General features: G+C 34.7%; 16 protein-coding genes. 4 read left to right on the top strand and 12 right to left on the bottom strand.

Translation table 11 applies throughout. The annotated features are described in order from the left end of the window. Positions 1–60: 60 nt before the first annotated feature. From EG359_RS10310 to EG359_RS10255, 12 genes are all read right to left on the bottom strand, one after another. Positions 61–936: a tyrosine-type recombinase/integrase gene (locus EG359_RS10310; protein ID WP_076357749.1), complete on the bottom strand. Its 876-nt coding sequence runs from the start codon at positions 934–936 to the stop codon at positions 61–63. Between the two features lie 5 nt (positions 937–941). Then, positions 942–1,724 carry a tyrosine-type recombinase/integrase gene (locus EG359_RS10305; RefSeq protein WP_076357751.1) on the bottom strand — a complete coding sequence of 261 codons (783 nt, stop codon included), beginning with the start codon at positions 1,722–1,724 and terminating at the stop codon, positions 942–944. Positions 1,725–1,826: 102 nt separating this feature from the next. Then, positions 1,827–3,083, bottom strand: a complete 1,257-nt coding sequence (locus EG359_RS10300) for a hypothetical protein (protein ID WP_123867345.1) — start codon at positions 3,081–3,083, stop codon at positions 1,827–1,829. Positions 3,084–3,196: 113 nt separating this feature from the next. Continuing rightward, complete coding sequence (locus EG359_RS10295; RefSeq protein WP_076357653.1) at positions 3,197–3,439, bottom strand: hypothetical protein; 243 nt, start codon at positions 3,437–3,439, stop codon at positions 3,197–3,199. 149 nt (positions 3,440–3,588) lie between these two features. Next, positions 3,589–3,972: a DUF2750 domain-containing protein gene (locus EG359_RS10290; RefSeq protein ID WP_076357651.1), complete on the bottom strand. Its 384-nt coding sequence runs from the start codon at positions 3,970–3,972 to the stop codon at positions 3,589–3,591. A 94-nt stretch (positions 3,973–4,066) separates the two neighbouring features. After that, a complete protein-coding gene (locus EG359_RS10285) occupies positions 4,067–4,255 on the bottom strand; it encodes a hypothetical protein (RefSeq protein ID WP_076357649.1) in 189 nt (62 codons plus the stop codon). 176 nt (positions 4,256–4,431) lie between these two features. Further along, positions 4,432–4,767, bottom strand: a complete 336-nt coding sequence (locus tag EG359_RS10280) for a hypothetical protein (protein ID WP_076357647.1) — start codon at positions 4,765–4,767, stop codon at positions 4,432–4,434. A gap of 127 nt (positions 4,768–4,894) precedes the next feature. Then, positions 4,895–5,524, bottom strand: a complete 630-nt coding sequence (locus EG359_RS22745) for an immunity protein Imm33 domain-containing protein (protein ID WP_228435142.1) — start codon at positions 5,522–5,524, stop codon at positions 4,895–4,897. A gap of 283 nt (positions 5,525–5,807) precedes the next feature. Next, on the bottom strand, positions 5,808–6,227 hold the full coding sequence (locus EG359_RS10270) for a hypothetical protein (RefSeq protein WP_076357645.1): 420 nt from the start codon (positions 6,225–6,227) through the stop codon (positions 5,808–5,810). A gap of 13 nt (positions 6,228–6,240) precedes the next feature. Continuing rightward, positions 6,241–10,035 (bottom strand): DUF6443 domain-containing protein, encoded by a 3,795-nt coding sequence (locus tag EG359_RS10265; protein ID WP_076357643.1) that lies wholly within the window; start codon positions 10,033–10,035, stop codon positions 6,241–6,243. A 9-nt stretch (positions 10,036–10,044) separates the two neighbouring features. Continuing rightward, positions 10,045–13,215, bottom strand: a complete 3,171-nt coding sequence (locus EG359_RS10260; protein WP_076357641.1) for a hypothetical protein — start codon at positions 13,213–13,215, stop codon at positions 10,045–10,047. Positions 13,216–13,220: 5 nt separating this feature from the next. Further along, positions 13,221–14,819 carry a T9SS type A sorting domain-containing protein gene (locus EG359_RS10255; protein ID WP_076357657.1) on the bottom strand — a complete coding sequence of 533 codons (1,599 nt, stop codon included), beginning with the start codon at positions 14,817–14,819 and terminating at the stop codon, positions 13,221–13,223. Positions 14,820–16,175: 1,356 nt separating this feature from the next. On the opposite strand from EG359_RS10255, the gene EG359_RS10250 reads away from it, so the two are divergent. Genes EG359_RS10250 through EG359_RS10235 form a run of 4 tightly spaced genes read left to right on the top strand, consistent with a single transcriptional unit; the run spans position 16,176 to position 18,354 of the window. Next, positions 16,176–16,412: a hypothetical protein gene (locus tag EG359_RS10250; RefSeq protein WP_076357639.1), complete on the top strand. Its 237-nt coding sequence runs from the start codon at positions 16,176–16,178 to the stop codon at positions 16,410–16,412. Between the two features lie 36 nt (positions 16,413–16,448). Next, complete coding sequence (locus EG359_RS10245) at positions 16,449–16,751, top strand: helix-turn-helix domain-containing protein (RefSeq protein WP_076357637.1); 303 nt, start codon at positions 16,449–16,451, stop codon at positions 16,749–16,751. A gap of 25 nt (positions 16,752–16,776) precedes the next feature. Continuing rightward, a complete protein-coding gene (locus tag EG359_RS10240; RefSeq protein WP_164463058.1) occupies positions 16,777–17,553 on the top strand; it encodes a reverse transcriptase family protein in 777 nt (258 codons plus the stop codon). A gap of 39 nt (positions 17,554–17,592) precedes the next feature. After that, positions 17,593–18,354, top strand: a complete 762-nt coding sequence (locus EG359_RS10235) for a hypothetical protein (protein WP_076357633.1) — start codon at positions 17,593–17,595, stop codon at positions 18,352–18,354. The last annotated feature ends 6 nt before the right edge of the window (positions 18,355–18,360 follow it).

Here is an 18,360-nt window from a genome sequence, read left to right as displayed (position 1 = left end):
TGTGGCGTATTTGGGTGAGAGCGTTTTAGGTTTTTAGAGTTGAAGAGTTGTTCTAATTTCTCAAATGTATTTTTCAATTTCCTGTTTCAGGTTTTCGAGTTCGGTTTGATTAAAATATTCCAGACTTCTTAAATATCTAAATCCTGCTTTGTATTGAACTTCTCTCAAATTGTATTGTTTGAGCCAGAGATTAATTCTGCTGTTTCTGATGAGCTGTAAACTCTGAATATTAATTTGTTTTCTAATCTCTGATGTTATGCTGCTAAATCTTGTTTTTTCACTTAAAATAAATAGCTTTTCCGTTTCTTTTACTGTTTTTGAGAGTTTTAATAATTCCGATCTCGTTTCATTAATATACCTGTAAAGCTCTAAAATTTGTGATGCTTCCAGCGGTAAAATTCTTTCTTTTAATCGGTTTTCTGTGGCTTCCGGAACTTTGATAATTCCTTTTTCCAGATCAATATCTTTTACTTTCAGTTCTCGTAAACTTCCTGTGTTTAAACCTTGATAAATGATTAATCCTAAAATAATCCGGTTCCTTTTTCCAAATAAACTGAACTGTCCTTTTTTGTATTTCCTTTTTCTAAATTCTTTCTCGATATTCTGCAATTCTTCTTCACTTAAAAAACCTGTAATTAAAGCTTTCTTTGGTGTTTTTATTCTAAAATTATTTAACGGATGATCTTTTCTTTTCCCTGTAAATTGTAAATATTCAAAGTATTGCTCTATACTTCTGATCTGAGCATTGATTGTATTTAATTGATATTTTTTCTGTTGTAATTCTATTATTTTTAATAATTCCTGAGTAGTAATTCTGTCAAAATTCTGTTTTCTTGAACATAACTTTTTCCATAATAAAACCTGTTTTTCCTTTTCTATCAATGTCTTTTCTGTGTAGTGATATTGATCTCTCAGATAACTGATAAACTCTTTCATCTAGCCTATATATGTGTATATCTCTGTGTGCTTTCTAAACTTCTATGCCCTAAAAATCTGCTGACTTTTATAAGTTCCATTCCGTTTTTTAATAAATGAGTCGCAATACTGTGGCGTAGTAAATGAGGATAAATTCTCTTTTTAATTTTACTTTTTTCGGCTACTTTTTCTATGATAAATTCTATTCCTGCAGTCGTTAAATTTCCTTGTAATCCCTGTAAAAAACAATCTCCTTTATGAGTTCTTTTCTTTAGATATTCTTCAAAAATATCTAATGCTTTGCTGTGTATCGGAACCTCTCTCTGATATCCTGTTTTCGATTTTCTTATGAAAACTTTTCCGTCTTTCATATCTACATCTTCGAGTAATAATCCTACTGCTTCTCCGGCTCTTAATCCTAGGTAATATAGACAGCATAGAACCGCTTTATCTCTAATATTTATTGTGTTTTCAAACAGGTGTTGCACTTCCTCCGGACTGAGGATTTCTATAGGTAAATGATTTCTTTTTAAAAGTCTGCAGATGATAAGATATGTATCCTGATGCAGGATTTCTTCCTGATACGTTTTATAGATTTTTAGGGCAAAAAGATGGTTGTTTATGGTATTTATACTGATGTTTTTTTCAGGATTATTTCTACATTTTCTCTGTTTTAAATAGATAATATATTTTATTGGAAGATTTCCTCTTTCTATGTAATTTCTATATTCCTGAACCATTGCTAATATCTTGGTAATATTCCTTTTCTGATAGTTCCGAAGCTCTAAATATCTCTTGAAGTTTTCCATCTATGACCAATTTGCTTGTGTACTATTTTGTGTTTTTCCGAACGCTAAATAATTATGAGTTATAAGTTGTTAATTATGAGTTATTTACTCTGTCGCATTTTCTCATCTAGTGTTCGTTTGGTTTCCGTTTAGCGTTCGCTTGTGTTCAGTAGCGTTCAATTTTAGTTGTTCTAATTGCTTTGTAAAAGAGTCTTTTAATTCTTTTCTAACTCTCTGTATATTATCGTTATAAGAGATTTTATATTTAAATCCCTTATTCGCAAAACCTATTTGTTTCAGATATTCTAATCTCACCAATTCGTTCAGATAAAACTGTAATTGTGTCTTTTTAAATCCTGTAATTTCCATCGCATCAAACCTGCTGAACTGATCTTCTTTAAAAGCTTTTTTCAACTTTTCAAAAAACTGTCTTAAGCTTCCGTCTAACTCGTCAATCTTTAAAATAATACTCTCGAATAATATCTCCACAGCGTTCTCGATATCTTCAATTTCTGTAATTAAAAAATCGTTTTTTATTTCTCGCTGATACTGATGTAAAAGTGTAATTTGTTTAATAATAGATTGGAACATTTCATTTAATCGTCTCTTATTCTTTACATTACTTGGTAGTTGCATCTGTGTTGCATAAGGATTTATAACTTCATAATGCTTTAGATTTCTAACAATTTTCTGGACAAAGTTAGTTGCCAATTTCTCTCCGTTTTTATCAATTTCTCCGGCATTTCTGCGGTTCTGATAACTGATAATTTTCTCTGTCTGTTCCTCGCTTTCATTCACTGCTACAATAAAACTGCGGTTCATATTGTCCTCGTATAATTCTCCTTTTGTCGTTGCAGATAAACTGCTGAACTGTCCTTTCACGATTTTATGACTCGATTTATTATTTCCTTTTTTATCCTTGATTGTTACTGAACTTCTGAGTACCTGGTTCGATATAAATTCCCTCAACGCATACAAAGCATCTTCCTTTAAACCGTCCAAATCTTCAATGATAATGATCTTTTGGAACAGATCAAACTCGCCCCAATTATATAAGCTAGATTCTGTAATTCTTGTAAATCTCAACACATCTTCCTGTGGCATCATGTCTGCAATTCTGCTGATAATATGGGTTTTACCACTTCCGCTGCTTCCTTGTACAATTCCGTGTAATGGGCTTTTATTTAAGTAGCTGATTGTGATTAAGAATAGTAGAAGTCTTGATTGTTCTTCGCCAATAATTCCGGCTTTCTCGATCAACTTATTTAATTCCTGCAGGAGATTCTTTTGTTGTAAAATGTCTATTGCGGACAAATTCGGGGATGTTTTCGGGGGCATACTTTTGTTTTCGTCCGTAAAGACAACACTTTTTGTAGTCATAACGGAACAAATGTCGAAACATTTTATAGAAGATTTAAATAAATTAAACTCTTTAAACAGTTAGTAAAACACTACCGAATAATGTAAAGCTCATATTATATGGGGGTTTTATATTAGCTATTATTCCACGTTTTATCAAATTCTTCTTTTGTAATAAAATCTGAATTTTCCACATCGAGTTCTTTAAGACATTGATCATATAAAATAGACTCACCTTGTTGAGAGCTTTCTAATGTTAAAAGTATTCTCTCTTTTGGGCTAATCTCAATTTGTCTTATTGCTTCTTCATTTTGAAAATGTATATAAAACCATATATTTTCTTCTTTCCAAAATTTTTTAACAAATAACTCTTGCATATTTTTAGGTTTAAAGAAAGTCCATGATTTACAATAATCCCTTTTAATTGAAGATAAGTTGTATTTGGGATTAATTTACAGAATGCCTATGCTGTAAATTTCAAAGCTTACCCTTAATATATATTTCTACTAAAGTAATTCCGCACATTTTAGCTATAATTTTTGAGTTCTTCACTTAAATCTTTTGAAAACTCTATTAGACTTACTACAAAGCCAGTTCTGTTATATATTGGAAACACATTAATTAAACAGTTTTGATCGGCTATAAAATCAATAATTTCATTTTCTAAATCATCAAGCTTTAGTTCTTTAACTGTATATGTTTCCCATCCTGAGACTTTGCATAGTTCAGCAAATTCCCTCGCACTCCACATGGGAAATAACTTTTTATCTTTAAGTTCTGATAATGCATACTCCCCACTTTCATTGAGTAATGTGTAAAATATTTCCCAATCGGCTACTTTCTTTATAAAATAATTATATCTTTCAATCGGTTCTAGAGATATTACGTTTTCAATTTCTTTTTGATTCATTTTGTTTAGGCTTATTTATTGAAGAGGTCTTTCTTTTTCTTTCTCCCTCCATTATCAATTATGTTTCTTTCTATTTCTTTTAACTATTTCTCTCTTAAGCACCATTTATTGCATAATTAAAGAGAAGTCTGGTTAATTCCTCATCATTTAGGGCCTGATTTTCCTCGTTATTAGCTTCTTCAATAGTGTCTGGGAAATAATAAAAATCAAAAAAATTAGATTGACAAAATTCTTCATAAGAACCACCATTTCTAAAATAGCTTACTAATTCTAAAAGTTTCATGTTATAATTCATATGCCAGGCTTTTTTAATTTGCTCACTGTTGTCTTTACTTAATCAATAATAATTTTTCATTTATAATGAACAAATGAAAATTAAGGCCACAAAATTGTGGCCTTAGGTAAATATCAAAATACACGAAAAGTACATAGTATTCTTCATGATAAAGACCTTTATTGCTATTCAATAAGCTCTAAAAACAAGCTTTGTAAATCATCATTAATTTTCTCTTCACTATTTTCAGTTGTTAGAATAAACTCTTCATCTATCCCATCGGCATATGTAGATCCATCTAATATCCCCAAAACATGGGATAATGTATTTATTTCAACAAGCTTTAAAAATTTCAAGAATGTATCTTTCTCTTCTTTTGAAAAATTAATATAAATTGGTAGAATTCCTTTCCATACAGGATCTTGGGCTTCGGTTGTTGTATCTAGTAAGTCTTTATACAACTCTAAATTTCCATCAATTGTTTCTCTATTGAGAATTTTCACTAATTCTTCTGGTCTCATGGTAATTTAATTATACTTCTTGGTAATCCTTATTTAAAATATAAGATAAAACTATAATATTAGAGTGTTGAATTTTCAACACTCTAATATTTATGCTTAAGAAACTGCTATCATTTCATTTTGAATCCTACTCATCATCTTTGGATATTTCCACCTCATCATTTTCAATTAAAAATCTATACCCAAATGGTAGAGCCAAATATTTCAAAATATCAGGGCGGGAAAATGCAATATGATGATAATGAACTGTCATTAATGATTCTATATTATCATTATAATCATCAGTAATTAACCACCATCCGGACATATGTTCAGGCGATTCATATCTTATTCCCTCTATATCTTTTCCCTCATATACCCCTTGAGAAATAACAACCATCTGATTAAAGTTTGGAAATATTATCGATAATCCATAATGTGAACATATTTCTGATTGATTCCTGATAATTGAAATTGCAGTATCACAGCCTTTATGAAATTCACTTCCATCAGGGTCTACCTCATAAATATCATAATAGCTCGGCTCATTTGAGCGAAACTGTAGTAGCCAAGAATAATATTCGATATTTTGATTTTCGGAAACAACAGGCTTATTTTCAACAACATATTCAACAATATATTTAATAACATCTATATAGTCTTCTATATTATTACTACCAATAATAACCCTAACTTCTTTTTCTATTAGAGAAGTTAGCCCCTTTGTCTCAACATAAATACTATCATTTATATTTATTGCAATTTCTTTACTATTCATAAATATATTTTATTCTTTCATCTCACTTTCTCTTTTATTGAAGATTTCCTCGGAAACCGTTGAATGTTTCCGAAATTAAATAAAGGTTTGAATAGTTAATATCATATGAATCTCAATAATCAACTTCGTTTTCATTATACTAAAAGTAAAAATTGTAATTCTGTTTGCGAAAAAAATACCATAATTAATTTCTTAAAAGTATTTATTTGAAATAATCTATTTGGACTTAAAAATATAAAGTTGATTTTTAACTCTATATTTTATTACTACCTTTTCTGAAACATTACTCTAAATCTTCAATATCGGCTTGAGATATATTATATTTTTGCAATAATAAATAAGCACGTTCTGATATTGCTAATCCATTTTTTTTAGTTATATAAAAATCATCTTTATTATCTTCTCCATTAATTTTTGCCCAAAAGAAGAAAGGAAGCTCCTTATCTGGATAAAGCTCCAAAAAAATTTCAGATTTTGATATTATTACTTCATCAAAAATAATTCCTGTGAGGTGTTCAGATTCTATTGCTTTCTTTAAGAATTCTGTCATAATATAACAAGGAAATGATTCAAGAATATCATCTCCTAACCAACCATCAAATTCATAATGAAGCTTTTTAATAATAGGAGGAAAGAATGAATTATCAATTTGTGTGTGTTTTCCTAAACCACCTGCGACCTCAGGTTCAATAAGTTTATACATATTTTTATTAATTTTATTCTACTTTTGGAGTGAATTGTGAACCAAATTTTTTGTCTACTAAAGTTGCTTGATCTAAAAGGTCTTGTTTTGTAGGATTGGGTGTTTCTTTATAAAACTTATTCCAAATTTTTCTTATTTGACTTAAGTGTACATCACTATTTATTGTTTTTGGAATTCCTCTTAAATTGTCTAAACTATGCATTTCACTTTCGGTGACAATTCCTGGATATCTTTTTAAAACTTGTTGTTCAACAGCATGATGTACCACAACAGTTCCTTTTAATTTAGGATTTGCTTTAAAAAAATTAGCCTTATAATTATTGGAGGTGCTAGATCCAAAAATAGCACCTTTTTCTGCAGCTAAAAGTTTTAATGCATCATCAGAATTTTTTGTTACCATCAAAAGTGGCAATGCAGCCAATTTCAGGCTTGGTTCTTCTGATGTTGATGCTATAATTCCCAATAACTCCCAAATTCCCCAAGGATCACCTGCTCCACCTACATACATTATTGGTCCATCATTACAATGTCCACAATTCCAATTCGGAGGCAGAGGTTTTACCCTCGGCGGGGACAGTGTAATATTTACTTGCATTCCACGTCCACTATAACATAGTTGGCAGTTTGATGGCAACACAGAACCAGGGTTACTAGCCATTGCCCTAATTGGTGCATTTATCACTACCTCTCCAACATCTAAAGGGTTGTCAGCTCCTCCCGGAGAAGTTGCTGGCAGCTCCCCCTTTTTATTTATCTGAGCTCCATACAATCCCGTAGGATCTGAAAAGAACATTGGGTTATTGTAGGCATAGCCATAAGGGTCCAGCGTTGCTGCGCTTAATGGATCATGTTGTGCAAATATTCCCAGCTCAGGCATGTAGAATCTGGCTCCCAAGTCATAAAAACCAGTTTCCTGTAATTCCTTACCCAAAAACTTGTAGTTCTTATAACCAGAGCCACGTTTCCCATAGAATGCATTTCCTGTCTTCAGGTGATTCATACCAAACGGATAATAATCATTGGCATCTACAATTTCCAGAACGTCTGCGCTGTTTCTGCCAAAGCTTACCCTTACGTTTCCATAGAGATCCTTGTACTGGTAAATATACTGATCTTTTTTATAATCATAGTATCCCTCTGAAGTAGGAAAAAAAGAAAGATCAGCATCCTTTAAAACAAACTCTCCGCCTCCAATCGGAGGATCAATACCTGGTTCTATTGGTCCAATTCCTCCGATAGTGTAGGCCTGCATTTCCATAGCTCTGGACATCTCCCTGCTAACAGCCAGTGATTCAATGCTACCACTACCACCTCCTGTGGTTGTACTGCTGACATACTGAAATCCGTCCAGATAGTCTGAAACCGTACTGACTGTGTAGCAGTCCTTAATGCCACACTCCATGATGGAGTTTGTCTTTTGGAGCTTTGTTCCATCAGCAGTATATTTAAATCCAATGCCACCACCCTGTAGATTGGAAATTTCAATCCTTTCAGGCAGGTTAAGGAAATTGTACTTTATGGAAGTTATCCTTTTATCCAATAGATTTTCCATATTTCCATTCGCATCATAGGTAATGGTATTTCCGCCACCCTCATACCCTGATGGGTTCGTGGAAAGGTCATTGATATTGATAACCTTGTTTCCTGCGTAGCCATAGGCAAGTCTATCAATAACCGTAGCCGTTGTACTGTTTTCAACCACAGAAGTTCTATACATATTGGAAATATTCCCATTGATATCATAGTCCATTACCTCGGTATGTTCCTTGCTCCATGGATTATTTGGATTTTGGTAATACCCGGCAGTTAGCCTGTTCAATGCATCATAGGCATAGCCATATCTCTTGGGTTCCAGAGGAGGATTAGCTCCGATAGATTCCACCGCCCTCCAATCAACCTCCGTAATGTTGCCATTATACTTCGATTTTACATCCTTTCCGGGAAATAGTACCTGGTCTGGATTGGTGGTTCCATCCTTTTGGTTGTATTTAATTCTGTAGGAGAACAATTTCCCATTGAGGTTAGGTGCAGACATATCACTTTTATTGATGTCCGTCAGCCAGCCTCTGATATTATAGGTATAATCTATACTCTGCAGATTGTTGCCTACTTTCTTATTTATCAACTGGGAAAGTTCATTGTAGGTATTTTCCGTAAGCAGTTGTTCAGCTCTGTCATCTACCTTATGCCAGTGCTTTACAAGTCGGTTGGCACTATCATATTCAAAACGTTCCTTCACCTTTATCCCAATATCACTACTTTTTCTTTTATGAGTTGTAGTGATCTGCTTTGGTGCACCTGTAAAATCCAGTTCAGTTTCAGTGATGGTATAGCCTCCCAAGTGATTAATGGAATGGGTTCCAATTTCCCTACCACTACGATCATACCAAAAATAGTCCCTTGTCCAGTTGGTATCGCTGATGTTTCTTATATAGCTGGCAGTAGGCAGACCCTTTGTACTACGGGTTGTCATTACACCATTTATCGTTAGGGGAATTGACACAGATGTAAGTAGCTCTTGCCCCAGAATGAGACCTGTTTTTGATGGAGTATCCTGAGGATATTCGTCATAATAATTTACACTGAGGATCGTCATACTCCCTGTAGGAAATGCTTTCTTCGTATAGTAGACATTCATGCCGTCCTGAACAATCGGAGTGGTACTAGATTCTTCATTATTCCCTGCATTGGAAGCCATACTATTTAGGGAATTCTGCATTACAGGCCTTGTAGCAGTATTGGCAAAGAAGCCTGTATATACAGTTCTTCCAAAATTGTCATACTTGGTGAAAATCCAGCCCTTAGCTCCAAAGTTATTGTTGAGAGTTCTCAGGTTTCCGTCCTGTATTAATACGATTCTGTCCTGCTTGTCGTACACCATAAATTCCCAGTCTCTTCCCGGAAACTTCTTTTCAACCATTCTGTTCTGGTTGTCATAACGGTATTGGTAACAAAGGTCATTCAGTACCGAGGATGAAATGGTCCCACCTGCTGCCTCTATTAATTTTACTGCCGATGGTGGAATCACAAATGTTTGCTGCCCATATTCATCGTATACATAGTAGGTATCAATGTTTTGCGTTCCATCATTTTTTCGAACCAGAATGGTTTGCCCCTTACCGTTAATGAACTTAGTTGCTGTATTTCCATCCTCATCAGTTATAATGGTTTTGTACAATGTACCTTTCAGGTAGTAACCTCCTGTAGAGGATGGGTCTGTACCACTTGCCGGAATACTTGGAGCAGGTATACCTACTGCAATATTGGAAACAGTAGTCCAGGCAGTACTAACCACAAATCTTTTCACCTCCGTATCACCATTGGTCTGATAGGTATATTTCACGGTCTTTCCTGTTTCCATCTTCCATGGATCACCTGGAGAGGATGCTTCCAGAACCCTGTTTAGTGGTGAATATTCCAGTTTCTTCTCTGCATAGTAATTGGAGGCGTTGCCATATACAGACATAGCTCCGGTCATATCCGGAGTACTATAAATTCCTCCATTATTGGTCCCTTGCTGAGGTAATGGCAGCATGTTTATGGTCTGCCTGCCATATCCATCATATTCTATGGGCTTAACTATATCTTTTCCTGCCGGAGTAGCCTTAATGGAAATACTCTGCTTGGCACGCCCCAATCCATCGATATAGGTAACAGTCTGTGCCTGTTTTGCCTCACTGTTGGAAACCGTAACGGGTTCCAGATAAGTTCTGCTATATACATAATTTTCTGTCTTTGTCAGGTTCTGTGCTTGCAGGAACGTAGCAACAGACAGTAACATCATTAATGAATGCAAGTATTTTTTCATGATCTGTGCTTAGTGTTTATAATTGTAATTAGATTCCTTTAAGATATTATTGTTGGCATCCACCACAGATTGTAGCCTGTTCATGGAATCATACCTATAAAATTCCCTGATTCCTGAGGGAGGCGTGATACTTGTTACCCCAACCTGTGGGTCATAGGTGTAGGTAGTAATACTATGGTTCTTAAAGACAGACTGGTTTCTATAGGTATCCAGCGCATTCATGAGTGCCTTTTCCTTATCTGCATCCACATCCTCGTTTGACTTCGCAATAATATCAGCAGCCATTGCAAAAGCTTGTTGATAGGTTGTTCCCTCTATCCTGGCAATGGGCAGGGTATTCTTGTAGCCCCAAATAATGGCAGTGGGAATACTTCCCTTTGTAGTATATTGCAGGATATTTCCATTGGCATCATACTGGTCATAGCTTATTACATTTTGTGCAGAAGCTGTATTGTCTGAATCAAATTTTTGCTCTAATACAGGAAGTACCAGATTACTGGTCTGGGCATTCTTGGTGTAAACTGTACCGGCCTTGGAAGTTACCTTTCCGTTTTCCTTAACTTCGGTCTGAAGCGGAATACCTACCATATTGGCAGCAATCATATCGGTATTGTTCTGCTCATGGGCATACTGGTAGCTTGTCTCCTGAATGGTCTTATCCGGAAAGGTGGTGACACTTTTAGTAAGGTTGTTGTGCATGGAGGAGGTATAATCAAGCTCCTCCTTGGTAATTAATCCACCATTGTCAAGGTATTTGGTTGAGATCTTCCTAAGCAGCTTATAGGGCGATGCCTCCAGGGAATAAAGACCCCAGTCAATATCATCATAGATCGTCGCATTCGTATTGATGATACCGACAATATCACTGTAGGATAATCCCCTTAATGTTGTGATACAGTCATTGGTAGGGATCTCATTCATACATTTATCAGGATAGGAATACAAGTAATTAACATCCTCTACTTTCGTGAACCTATCTGTAATATAATCATACTTAAAATGCTCCTCCCAGGTGAGCTGCCCACTTGTATGGCTTCTGTCATCAGGTGGGGGGAATGGATATCTGTTAAAACTCGCTCCTCCAATAGGCTTGTTAAAGTATTGTACCGTTTTTCCATTGGAAAGGCCTGACCCAGAACCGTATTCCAATTTTTCCACTCTTCTGTACACCAAATTTTGTCCCCTAAGCTTGGAAAGCGGATTGGTACCTATTGAATAGATAACCTTCCCACTACCATCCTTCATGGCTACATAAGGAGTCGTAATGATACTTCCTGAGGTGGTCTTATTATCATCAAGTTTATAAATAAATTTTTGGGTATGATACTGATTACCGGCATTAGTGATAATCTGCTGCACCCTTCTCCCCCCTATAAGTATGGGGGTATCCCTCATTTCAGCAGCCGTTTTACGCTGTTTCCATTGTATCCCTGCTGAAAAGTGATAAGGAAACTCCATGTCATCAAAGTCCTCTGTAACACTGGAACTCGCCTGAAGTTTGTGGGGACCAACACCCAGGTTAAAACTACTGGCAACCAAATCCTTACTTACTCCAGGATTGACCCACATTCCATCAATCATCACTTTGTAGGGGCAGGTTGTTGAATAATATGAACCGGGGCAATTGGTAATTCTTACCTGGGCATCAATTACATTACCGATGATCTCTGAATCTACCGTAAACGGAACTTCAAACTTTCCATGTCCTTTGTAGTGAACCTTCATCCTTGCGATATTTACTGCCCTGGGAGTAAATTCCTCGGCCTCAGGAATCATCTGGTCATAATTGGCTGGTTTTGCAGATTCGTTACTCTCAAAGGTATACTGTGAGTACCCCCCTGTAGGATAGGTTACCGTACTAATCTGGCCAAGACCACTGTAAGCAGGATCAACATTCAGATTCGCAGGAGTTCCACTGCCACCCCAGGATGAATCTCCCAGGAACATATATTCAATATTGGGCTTGCCATTATAGTATCCCCAAAGATCCTGCTTGGGGGAGAATCTATTGGGTAATATATCAGAATTATAGGTAAAACCATAATGATTCTGATAGGTACCGGTTGGGATATCCAGCCTCTTGACCTCTCTTAGCCTCAGTCTTTTGCTTTTATAATTGTAAACCACTGACGTTGCTGCATAATTCGGCAAGGGCTCTGTTTCATTATAATAATCGTAGTACAGCTGAAACTGCTTGACAAGCTTTCCATAGTTGTCATATACCTTGATGAATTTAAGCAGGTCAGCTTTCCCATTATCCCCGTTCATATCCTCTCTTTCGGGACTATAGTCAAAGACTACCTTTTCATACGGGGTGGTAATGGAACTAATCATCTTAACATTTTCAACATTTTTCAATATTGAAACGACTTTATAGTTCTCAGTTCCCTTTGAGTCATAGCGATTGGAAGAGCTAACATATTCAAGCTTGGCAGACTGCCCCCTGCTGACAATATCGGTAAGATACCAGGAGTCATTCAGCTCAGGAGATGTCTCCAGACTGCCAGGACTTGCATTTGGAGATTTTGGGATTGTAATGGAATTCACAGACTTCCGGGAGTACATGTTATTGAAGTTGAACTCCGTGCCATCACTAAGAGAGACAGTCCATTTATTATTCTCCTTAACAATTCTGGTATTGTCTTTTTGTTGGGGAATGTAGGTATTGTCGTTGTAGTTGTAAAAAAAAGGGATGGTATTCCCAAAATAGTTAATATTATAAATATCTGTTTCAAGATCAGTCCCTGTATAGGGCTGATTAAGATGCTGATAATTATATAAAATGGCATTTCTTCCATCAATGGTAGGTGTATTGACGTACTGCTGAATAATATTGGTGGATTGTCCATCTATCTTATCTCTTACTTCCTGGGTTAATATTCCTGAGTTATTGATGGACCAACCCAGCCCCACAGAGGTCGCCATTTGCCCTACTTTAATTCCCGAGGCATCATACTGCAGCTTGATAGGCAGTTCAAGGTCTCCCACCTTGATCGTATGGAAAAGGACCTCTATATTGGGAGTTCCGGTAGACAGGTTCACCGATTGTTTATCAAAAACACCCAAGGCATTGGCATCAATATTGGGAGTAATGACGGAAGGAATTATTTTGTTGCTCTGTGCCTGGACAACTAAATTTAGTAATAAAATAGTCCCTAAAGTTATGATCTTTCTTTTCATCGTGTTTATTTCTTAATCAGCTTTGCATTCGCTGTTTTATTATTATCAGTTTTTATGGTCACCAGATACGCTCCCTGAACCAAGGCCTGGGTATTGATCTTGGTTACTCTGTTCCTGGTTTTCAGGTTCTGGAGCTGTCTTCCGCTCATGTCATACAATAGAATATCAGCGTCCTTGAAGTCAAAGCCAATTTCTACATAGGCATAATCGGATACAGGGTTTGGATAGATCTTGATGTCGTATTTCTCAATCAGGTCATTAACCTGCCTGTCTCCCAGTTTTACAATCTTCCAGTTCTCCTTGCCTAATTCTTCGGCACTGGTTCCTGCCAGAATTATGGAACCATCACGGTTTAGTCTCAAATCTGAAAGTCTTTCCTCCCGTTTTCTGGATTCTCCCTTTACATGTTTTCGCCACTGCTCATTTCCGTTTCCATCCAGATACAGCATCCAGAATGTCTCATCATCTTTCTCTATTCTTCCCTCAGCCTGGGTATAGCCCCCCAGCAAGATTCCCTTGGTTACATCCTGGCTCTGAATGGCATTCATGCCCATTAATAGATCCCTGTTTCCAAAGGTGTAGGATTTTTGCCACTGCTCATCTCCACGTTCATTCAAGGAAACCAGCCAAAGATCTGTTCCCTCTTCAACCCCAACGGTTTTGTTTCCTGATCTTTCGGATCTGGATTCTCCACCAATGAGGTAGCCGTTTGAGGTTAATGACAGGGTTCTGATATGGTCATCTCCCTTACCGCCAAGGTTCTTCTCCCACTCTACTTTTCCGGTTTTGTCGAGCTTGATGATCCAGTAGTCGCCCTCGCCGAAGTTCTCGCTTTGTTTGTGTACAGCTGTCAGTTGTCGGGTATCAGATGTATTTTTATTGTCCTGGATAGGGTTTGATTGAGTGGGTACGGCTGAGCTTCGGGAATAGACTCCCAGTAAGGCGCCTCCATCCTTGGTGGGGATCATCTTTTCAACTTCGTCAAGGCCTCTTCCGCCCAGAATCAGTTGGGATAGTTCTTTTCCGTTCTTGTCGAGTCTGGTAATCCAGACATCCTTGGAACCATAGCCTTTGGGGGAGTTTTGTACGTTTCCGGCCACGATGAATCCGAGATCTGTAGTCTGGATAACGGCTCTGGCTTCTTCATCGGAGGAACCTCCAAGGGTTTTCTGCCATAATTCATCCCCAAATTCATTGATTCTGATCAGCCATACGTCTGAGCCTCCCCTGGAATCGTCTTTTTTATCCAGTCCTTTTCCTGAATAAGTAGTTCCTGTCAACAGGAATCCGCCATCTTGTGTGGTTACGGTGGCTGAAAGGTAATCATGATTTTGTCCTGAAAAGTATTTCTCCCAGGCCTGTTCTCCCTGCTGATTGAGTTTGATGACGTGAAAGTCGTAGCCGTTATTCTGCTTGTTGCCTTGCTGTAATTTGTCGGCCTGAATGGAACTTCCTGTGATAAGGTATTGCTGATCGATGGTAGTGGTTACCTGGCTTAGAAAGTCCTGGGTGGAGGATTTGATGTCCTTTTGCCATAACACTTCCTGGGCAGATAATCCCAAGGCGCTACATATAAACAATGCAGCCAAATAATTTTTTTTCATAGGCATTTGAAATTTTGTGTGAATTTAAAAATTACTGATATACCTCACCATGGGGAAAACCCTATATTTTAGATGATATTGTAGATTGAATGATTTTTTTATGAGGACTTTTATAAATTTTGTGCACGGGTAAGGTATTTCTACTTTGTAGTTTATTTTTTGCATACTATAGCAATTCTATTTACTAACAAGTAACCCAATTATAAAGATGAGATTAACAAATCTTATTTTAATAAACAATTCATAAAATGAGTCATCTAATGACTAAGTCATAAAACAAAACATCACAAACTCTTTAAATGTGGTTTTTTAAAACTATTACCAATCATTTTTTTAGCTGTTTCATGTTGTTTTTAAATAAAGTGGTATATGTCATTACTTAAGCTGTTAAAATATCCAGCAATATTCTTAATGTTATGTAAAAACATATTTACATAATTTTATGAGTAATTGAATCCTTGAACAATTTACTTTTGTTTATAAAATAATATCTAGAAACTAATTGTTATGAGAACAGGAAGATATGTTTTAATGTTTAGATACAATAAAAGGATATTTATATCTTCTAAGTCAATTAATAACTAGGCGAGAAGTTAGGAGCTCATTCGCAACTTTGAAAGTCCTAACGTCCTAACAAAGTTGCTACTTCGCTCTGCGAGGCAATTGTATAATGATTTGATTAATTTCTTTCTGAAATTTGTTCTAGAATATAAAATATTAAATATACCTCAAATCTAAAGTCCATTAACAAATGGTTGGATAATTCTCAGTTACAATGATCAATTAAGAAATTTTTTATAACCAGTATGTTAAAAATATTTATTTTTTTTAATTGAGAGTTAAAAAATAAGTTTTATATTTGCAATAGAAGTTCTTTGAATTACACGAGGTATATTAGCAAATGTATGAATTGAAGTGAATTAAGTTTCACAGCCGAAAGGTATTTTTAAGCGACACATATTGTTCATGCAACATTACTCCCTGAGAGACAACCCTCTGGGACTTACATGCAACATTTAAGTTTTTTCCAATGACAATTTCAATGGATGATTACTTTTTCCAATTAGCAATTCTTTTAAGTAATTAGGAATCAATAGATCAATTTATGATTGGTATTTTGGAATTTCAAATTTTACAATAGAAGTATTAGGAGATTAACAATAGATGTTTTTACATGCTTTCCATTTTAATTTTTAGATGAGTTTATTTTAAATTAATTTTTATTTATGGAAGCAGGAATCTGATAGAGATGACAGCAACTTACGAGTATGCATTTGCTAATATACATTGATTGAAGCAGGCGATGTAAAGCTAAGCATTGCATTAAAATTTTAATAACAATAAAAAAAATAAGTTATGAAAAAAACATTTTTCAGTCGTACAACTCGTGTAGAAGCTGTTATCAATAGTCTTGAAACAGTTCTTGAAAAGAACCGTGAATTGCTCATGGATGATGATATTCGTTTAATCGAAGAAAATCTGGTAGAATTAAGGAAACTTGATAAAACCATAATTGACAAAAACGATTCAATAGCAATAATTAGAGTAATAATTGATGTGCTCCATTTATGTGGTATTGAAAATTTATTCTAAATCCAACATCTCTATCTTAATTTTCAAATTATACTTATGAATATAGGTCAAGTAATAAAAGATTTCCGAAAACAGAAAGGTATAAAACAAGGAGAATTTGCAGAATTATGCAAAGTCTCACAAACATATCTTTCTCTTATCGAAAATAATCAGAAAGAACCTAATTTATCCTTGCTTAAAACAATTGCTGAGCAATTGGAAATTCCTTTGCCAATATTGTTTTTTTTAAGTTTGGATGAAAATGATGTTCCAGAACAAAAGAAAGATATATTTAAAATATTAGAGCCCTCATTAAAAGGTCTTATAGCACAAATATATATAGATGATCCAAAGTCTTAAACAATTATCAGAATATTATTTAAAAATGTCAGAAAAGGATTTGAAGGCTTTAGCTCAAAATCCACAACAATACTATAACGTTTTTATCAAAAAACAAAAGAAGCCTGATGGAAGGATTAAACGGAGAGAAATTACAGAAGCTGTTGGGTTGCTCAAAAAAGTTCACAAACTTATTTTGAAAAATATTTTGACAAAAATTGAATTTCCTTCTCCTCCTTTTATTGGTGGGCTGAAAAGTAAAGACAATATCTTGAATGCTTATTTTCATAAAGGCAAACCATACAAGTTTTGTACAGATTTAAAAAATTTTTATCCTCATATTAATAATAAAATGGTTTACAATGCATTTGTAAATTATGGATTTTCAGCTGATGTTGCTAGTGTATTAACAAAACTAACAACTTATAAGGGAGGACTGATACAAGGCGGAGCTAACAGTACCCATATTGCTTATTTAGCATTATGGAATACCGTAAAAGAAATTATGCCTATTTGTGATAAAAAAGAAATAACTTTCACTGTTTATGTAGATGATATGACATTCTCATCATCAACTGATTTTAAAGAGTTGTCAATTGAACTAAGAGATATTATTATTAAAAATGGTTTTTTTGTAAATCACAGTAAAACTTTTTTTACGAAAGGAAAAGCTGATATTACAGGAGTAAAAGTAGGACAGAATACGCTAAACGTTAAAGACGACTTTCGAGAAAAATTAAATAATCTTGAAGGGTTATCTGACTTACAAAAACAAGGATTAGAAAGATATTATCAAAGGGTTATTACTTATGGAAAGAGTTAAAATATAAATTGTTAAACTTTTTTAATTTGAAAATTTATTATGGCAGTAAAGGGAATTTGTAAATTATGCTTGAACGAAAAGGAATTGACATACGAACATTTTCCTCCACGCTCAGCTTTTAATAGAAATACTAGATTTTATAGGATTAACAGTTCTGATTATTATGAAAATTTTCAAAAATATAATAAATCAAGAAAAATTAAAGCTAAAATAAATCAAGGAGGATTAGGTGATTATTGTTTGTGTGAAGAATGTAATAATTATCTCGGGTTTAGTTATGTTAACGATTATGTCAATTTTGCAAAAATTTGTTTCTCTATCATTAAAAATAGCGGAGAGTTTAAATCAATTAGCTTTAAATTTAAAAAAGAAGAGGTTAATTTAAAATATTTTTTAAAGCAGGTTGTTTCTATTTTTATTTGTAATAATGAAGCATGGTTTGCACAATCTTATCCTGAATTATTAAATTTTGTAAAGGATAAGAATTCTTCACACCTTCCAGAAAAGTATCGTTTTTATTTATATTTGAATGAAGAAGGACAACTTAAAAATGGAAACTGGAGTATGACAAATATTCATGGGGAAATATGTGAATTTACATTTCCGCCTTTTGGAATTATTTTAAGTATTAATAATTCTGAAAGAATTTATGAAGCAAGTGAAATCACAACTTTTAAAAATTACGATGATATTTTTTTAGATGAATTTAATATAACATTAAATAAATATCCAACTTACAGCCCGTTTCCTTTAGACTTTCGTAGTAAGGAAGATTTTGAAAATGGCATATATGAATCTTAACATCTA

It is taken from the genome of Chryseobacterium joostei, from assembly GCF_003815775.1.
Taxonomy (GTDB): Bacteria; Bacteroidota; Bacteroidia; order Flavobacteriales; family Weeksellaceae; genus Chryseobacterium; species Chryseobacterium joostei.
Note: the sequence above shows the minus strand (reverse complement) of the source record. Positions and strands in the feature narration are given on the sequence as shown.

Coding starts and splice junctions, on each gene's coding strand:
- EG359_RS10305 (WP_076357751.1), bottom strand. CDS start 1,724: ATGGAAAACTTCAAGAGATATTTAGAGCTTCGGAACTATCAGAAAAGG.
- EG359_RS10295 (WP_076357653.1), bottom strand. CDS start 3,439: ATGCAAGAGTTATTTGTTAAAAAATTTTGGAAAGAAGAAAATATATGG.
- EG359_RS10245 (WP_076357637.1), top strand. CDS start 16,449: ATGAATATAGGTCAAGTAATAAAAGATTTCCGAAAACAGAAAGGTATA.
- EG359_RS10290 (WP_076357651.1), bottom strand. CDS start 3,972: ATGAATCAAAAAGAAATTGAAAACGTAATATCTCTAGAACCGATTGAA.
- EG359_RS10265 (WP_076357643.1), bottom strand. CDS start 10,035: ATGAAAAAATACTTGCATTCATTAATGATGTTACTGTCTGTTGCTACG.
- EG359_RS10285 (WP_076357649.1), bottom strand. CDS start 4,255: ATGAAACTTTTAGAATTAGTAAGCTATTTTAGAAATGGTGGTTCTTAT.
- EG359_RS10235 (WP_076357633.1), top strand. CDS start 17,593: ATGGCAGTAAAGGGAATTTGTAAATTATGCTTGAACGAAAAGGAATTG.
- EG359_RS10310 (WP_076357749.1), bottom strand. CDS start 936: ATGAAAGAGTTTATCAGTTATCTGAGAGATCAATATCACTACACAGAA.
- EG359_RS10300 (WP_123867345.1), bottom strand. CDS start 3,083: ATGACTACAAAAAGTGTTGTCTTTACGGACGAAAACAAAAGTATGCCC.
- EG359_RS22745 (WP_228435142.1), bottom strand. CDS start 5,524: ATGAATAGTAAAGAAATTGCAATAAATATAAATGATAGTATTTATGTT.
- EG359_RS10240 (WP_164463058.1), top strand. CDS start 16,777: ATGTCAGAAAAGGATTTGAAGGCTTTAGCTCAAAATCCACAACAATAC.
- EG359_RS10250 (WP_076357639.1), top strand. CDS start 16,176: ATGAAAAAAACATTTTTCAGTCGTACAACTCGTGTAGAAGCTGTTATC.
- EG359_RS10260 (WP_076357641.1), bottom strand. CDS start 13,215: ATGAAAAGAAAGATCATAACTTTAGGGACTATTTTATTACTAAATTTA.
- EG359_RS10255 (WP_076357657.1), bottom strand. CDS start 14,819: ATGAAAAAAAATTATTTGGCTGCATTGTTTATATGTAGCGCCTTGGGA.
- EG359_RS10280 (WP_076357647.1), bottom strand. CDS start 4,767: ATGAGACCAGAAGAATTAGTGAAAATTCTCAATAGAGAAACAATTGAT.
- EG359_RS10270 (WP_076357645.1), bottom strand. CDS start 6,227: ATGTATAAACTTATTGAACCTGAGGTCGCAGGTGGTTTAGGAAAACAC.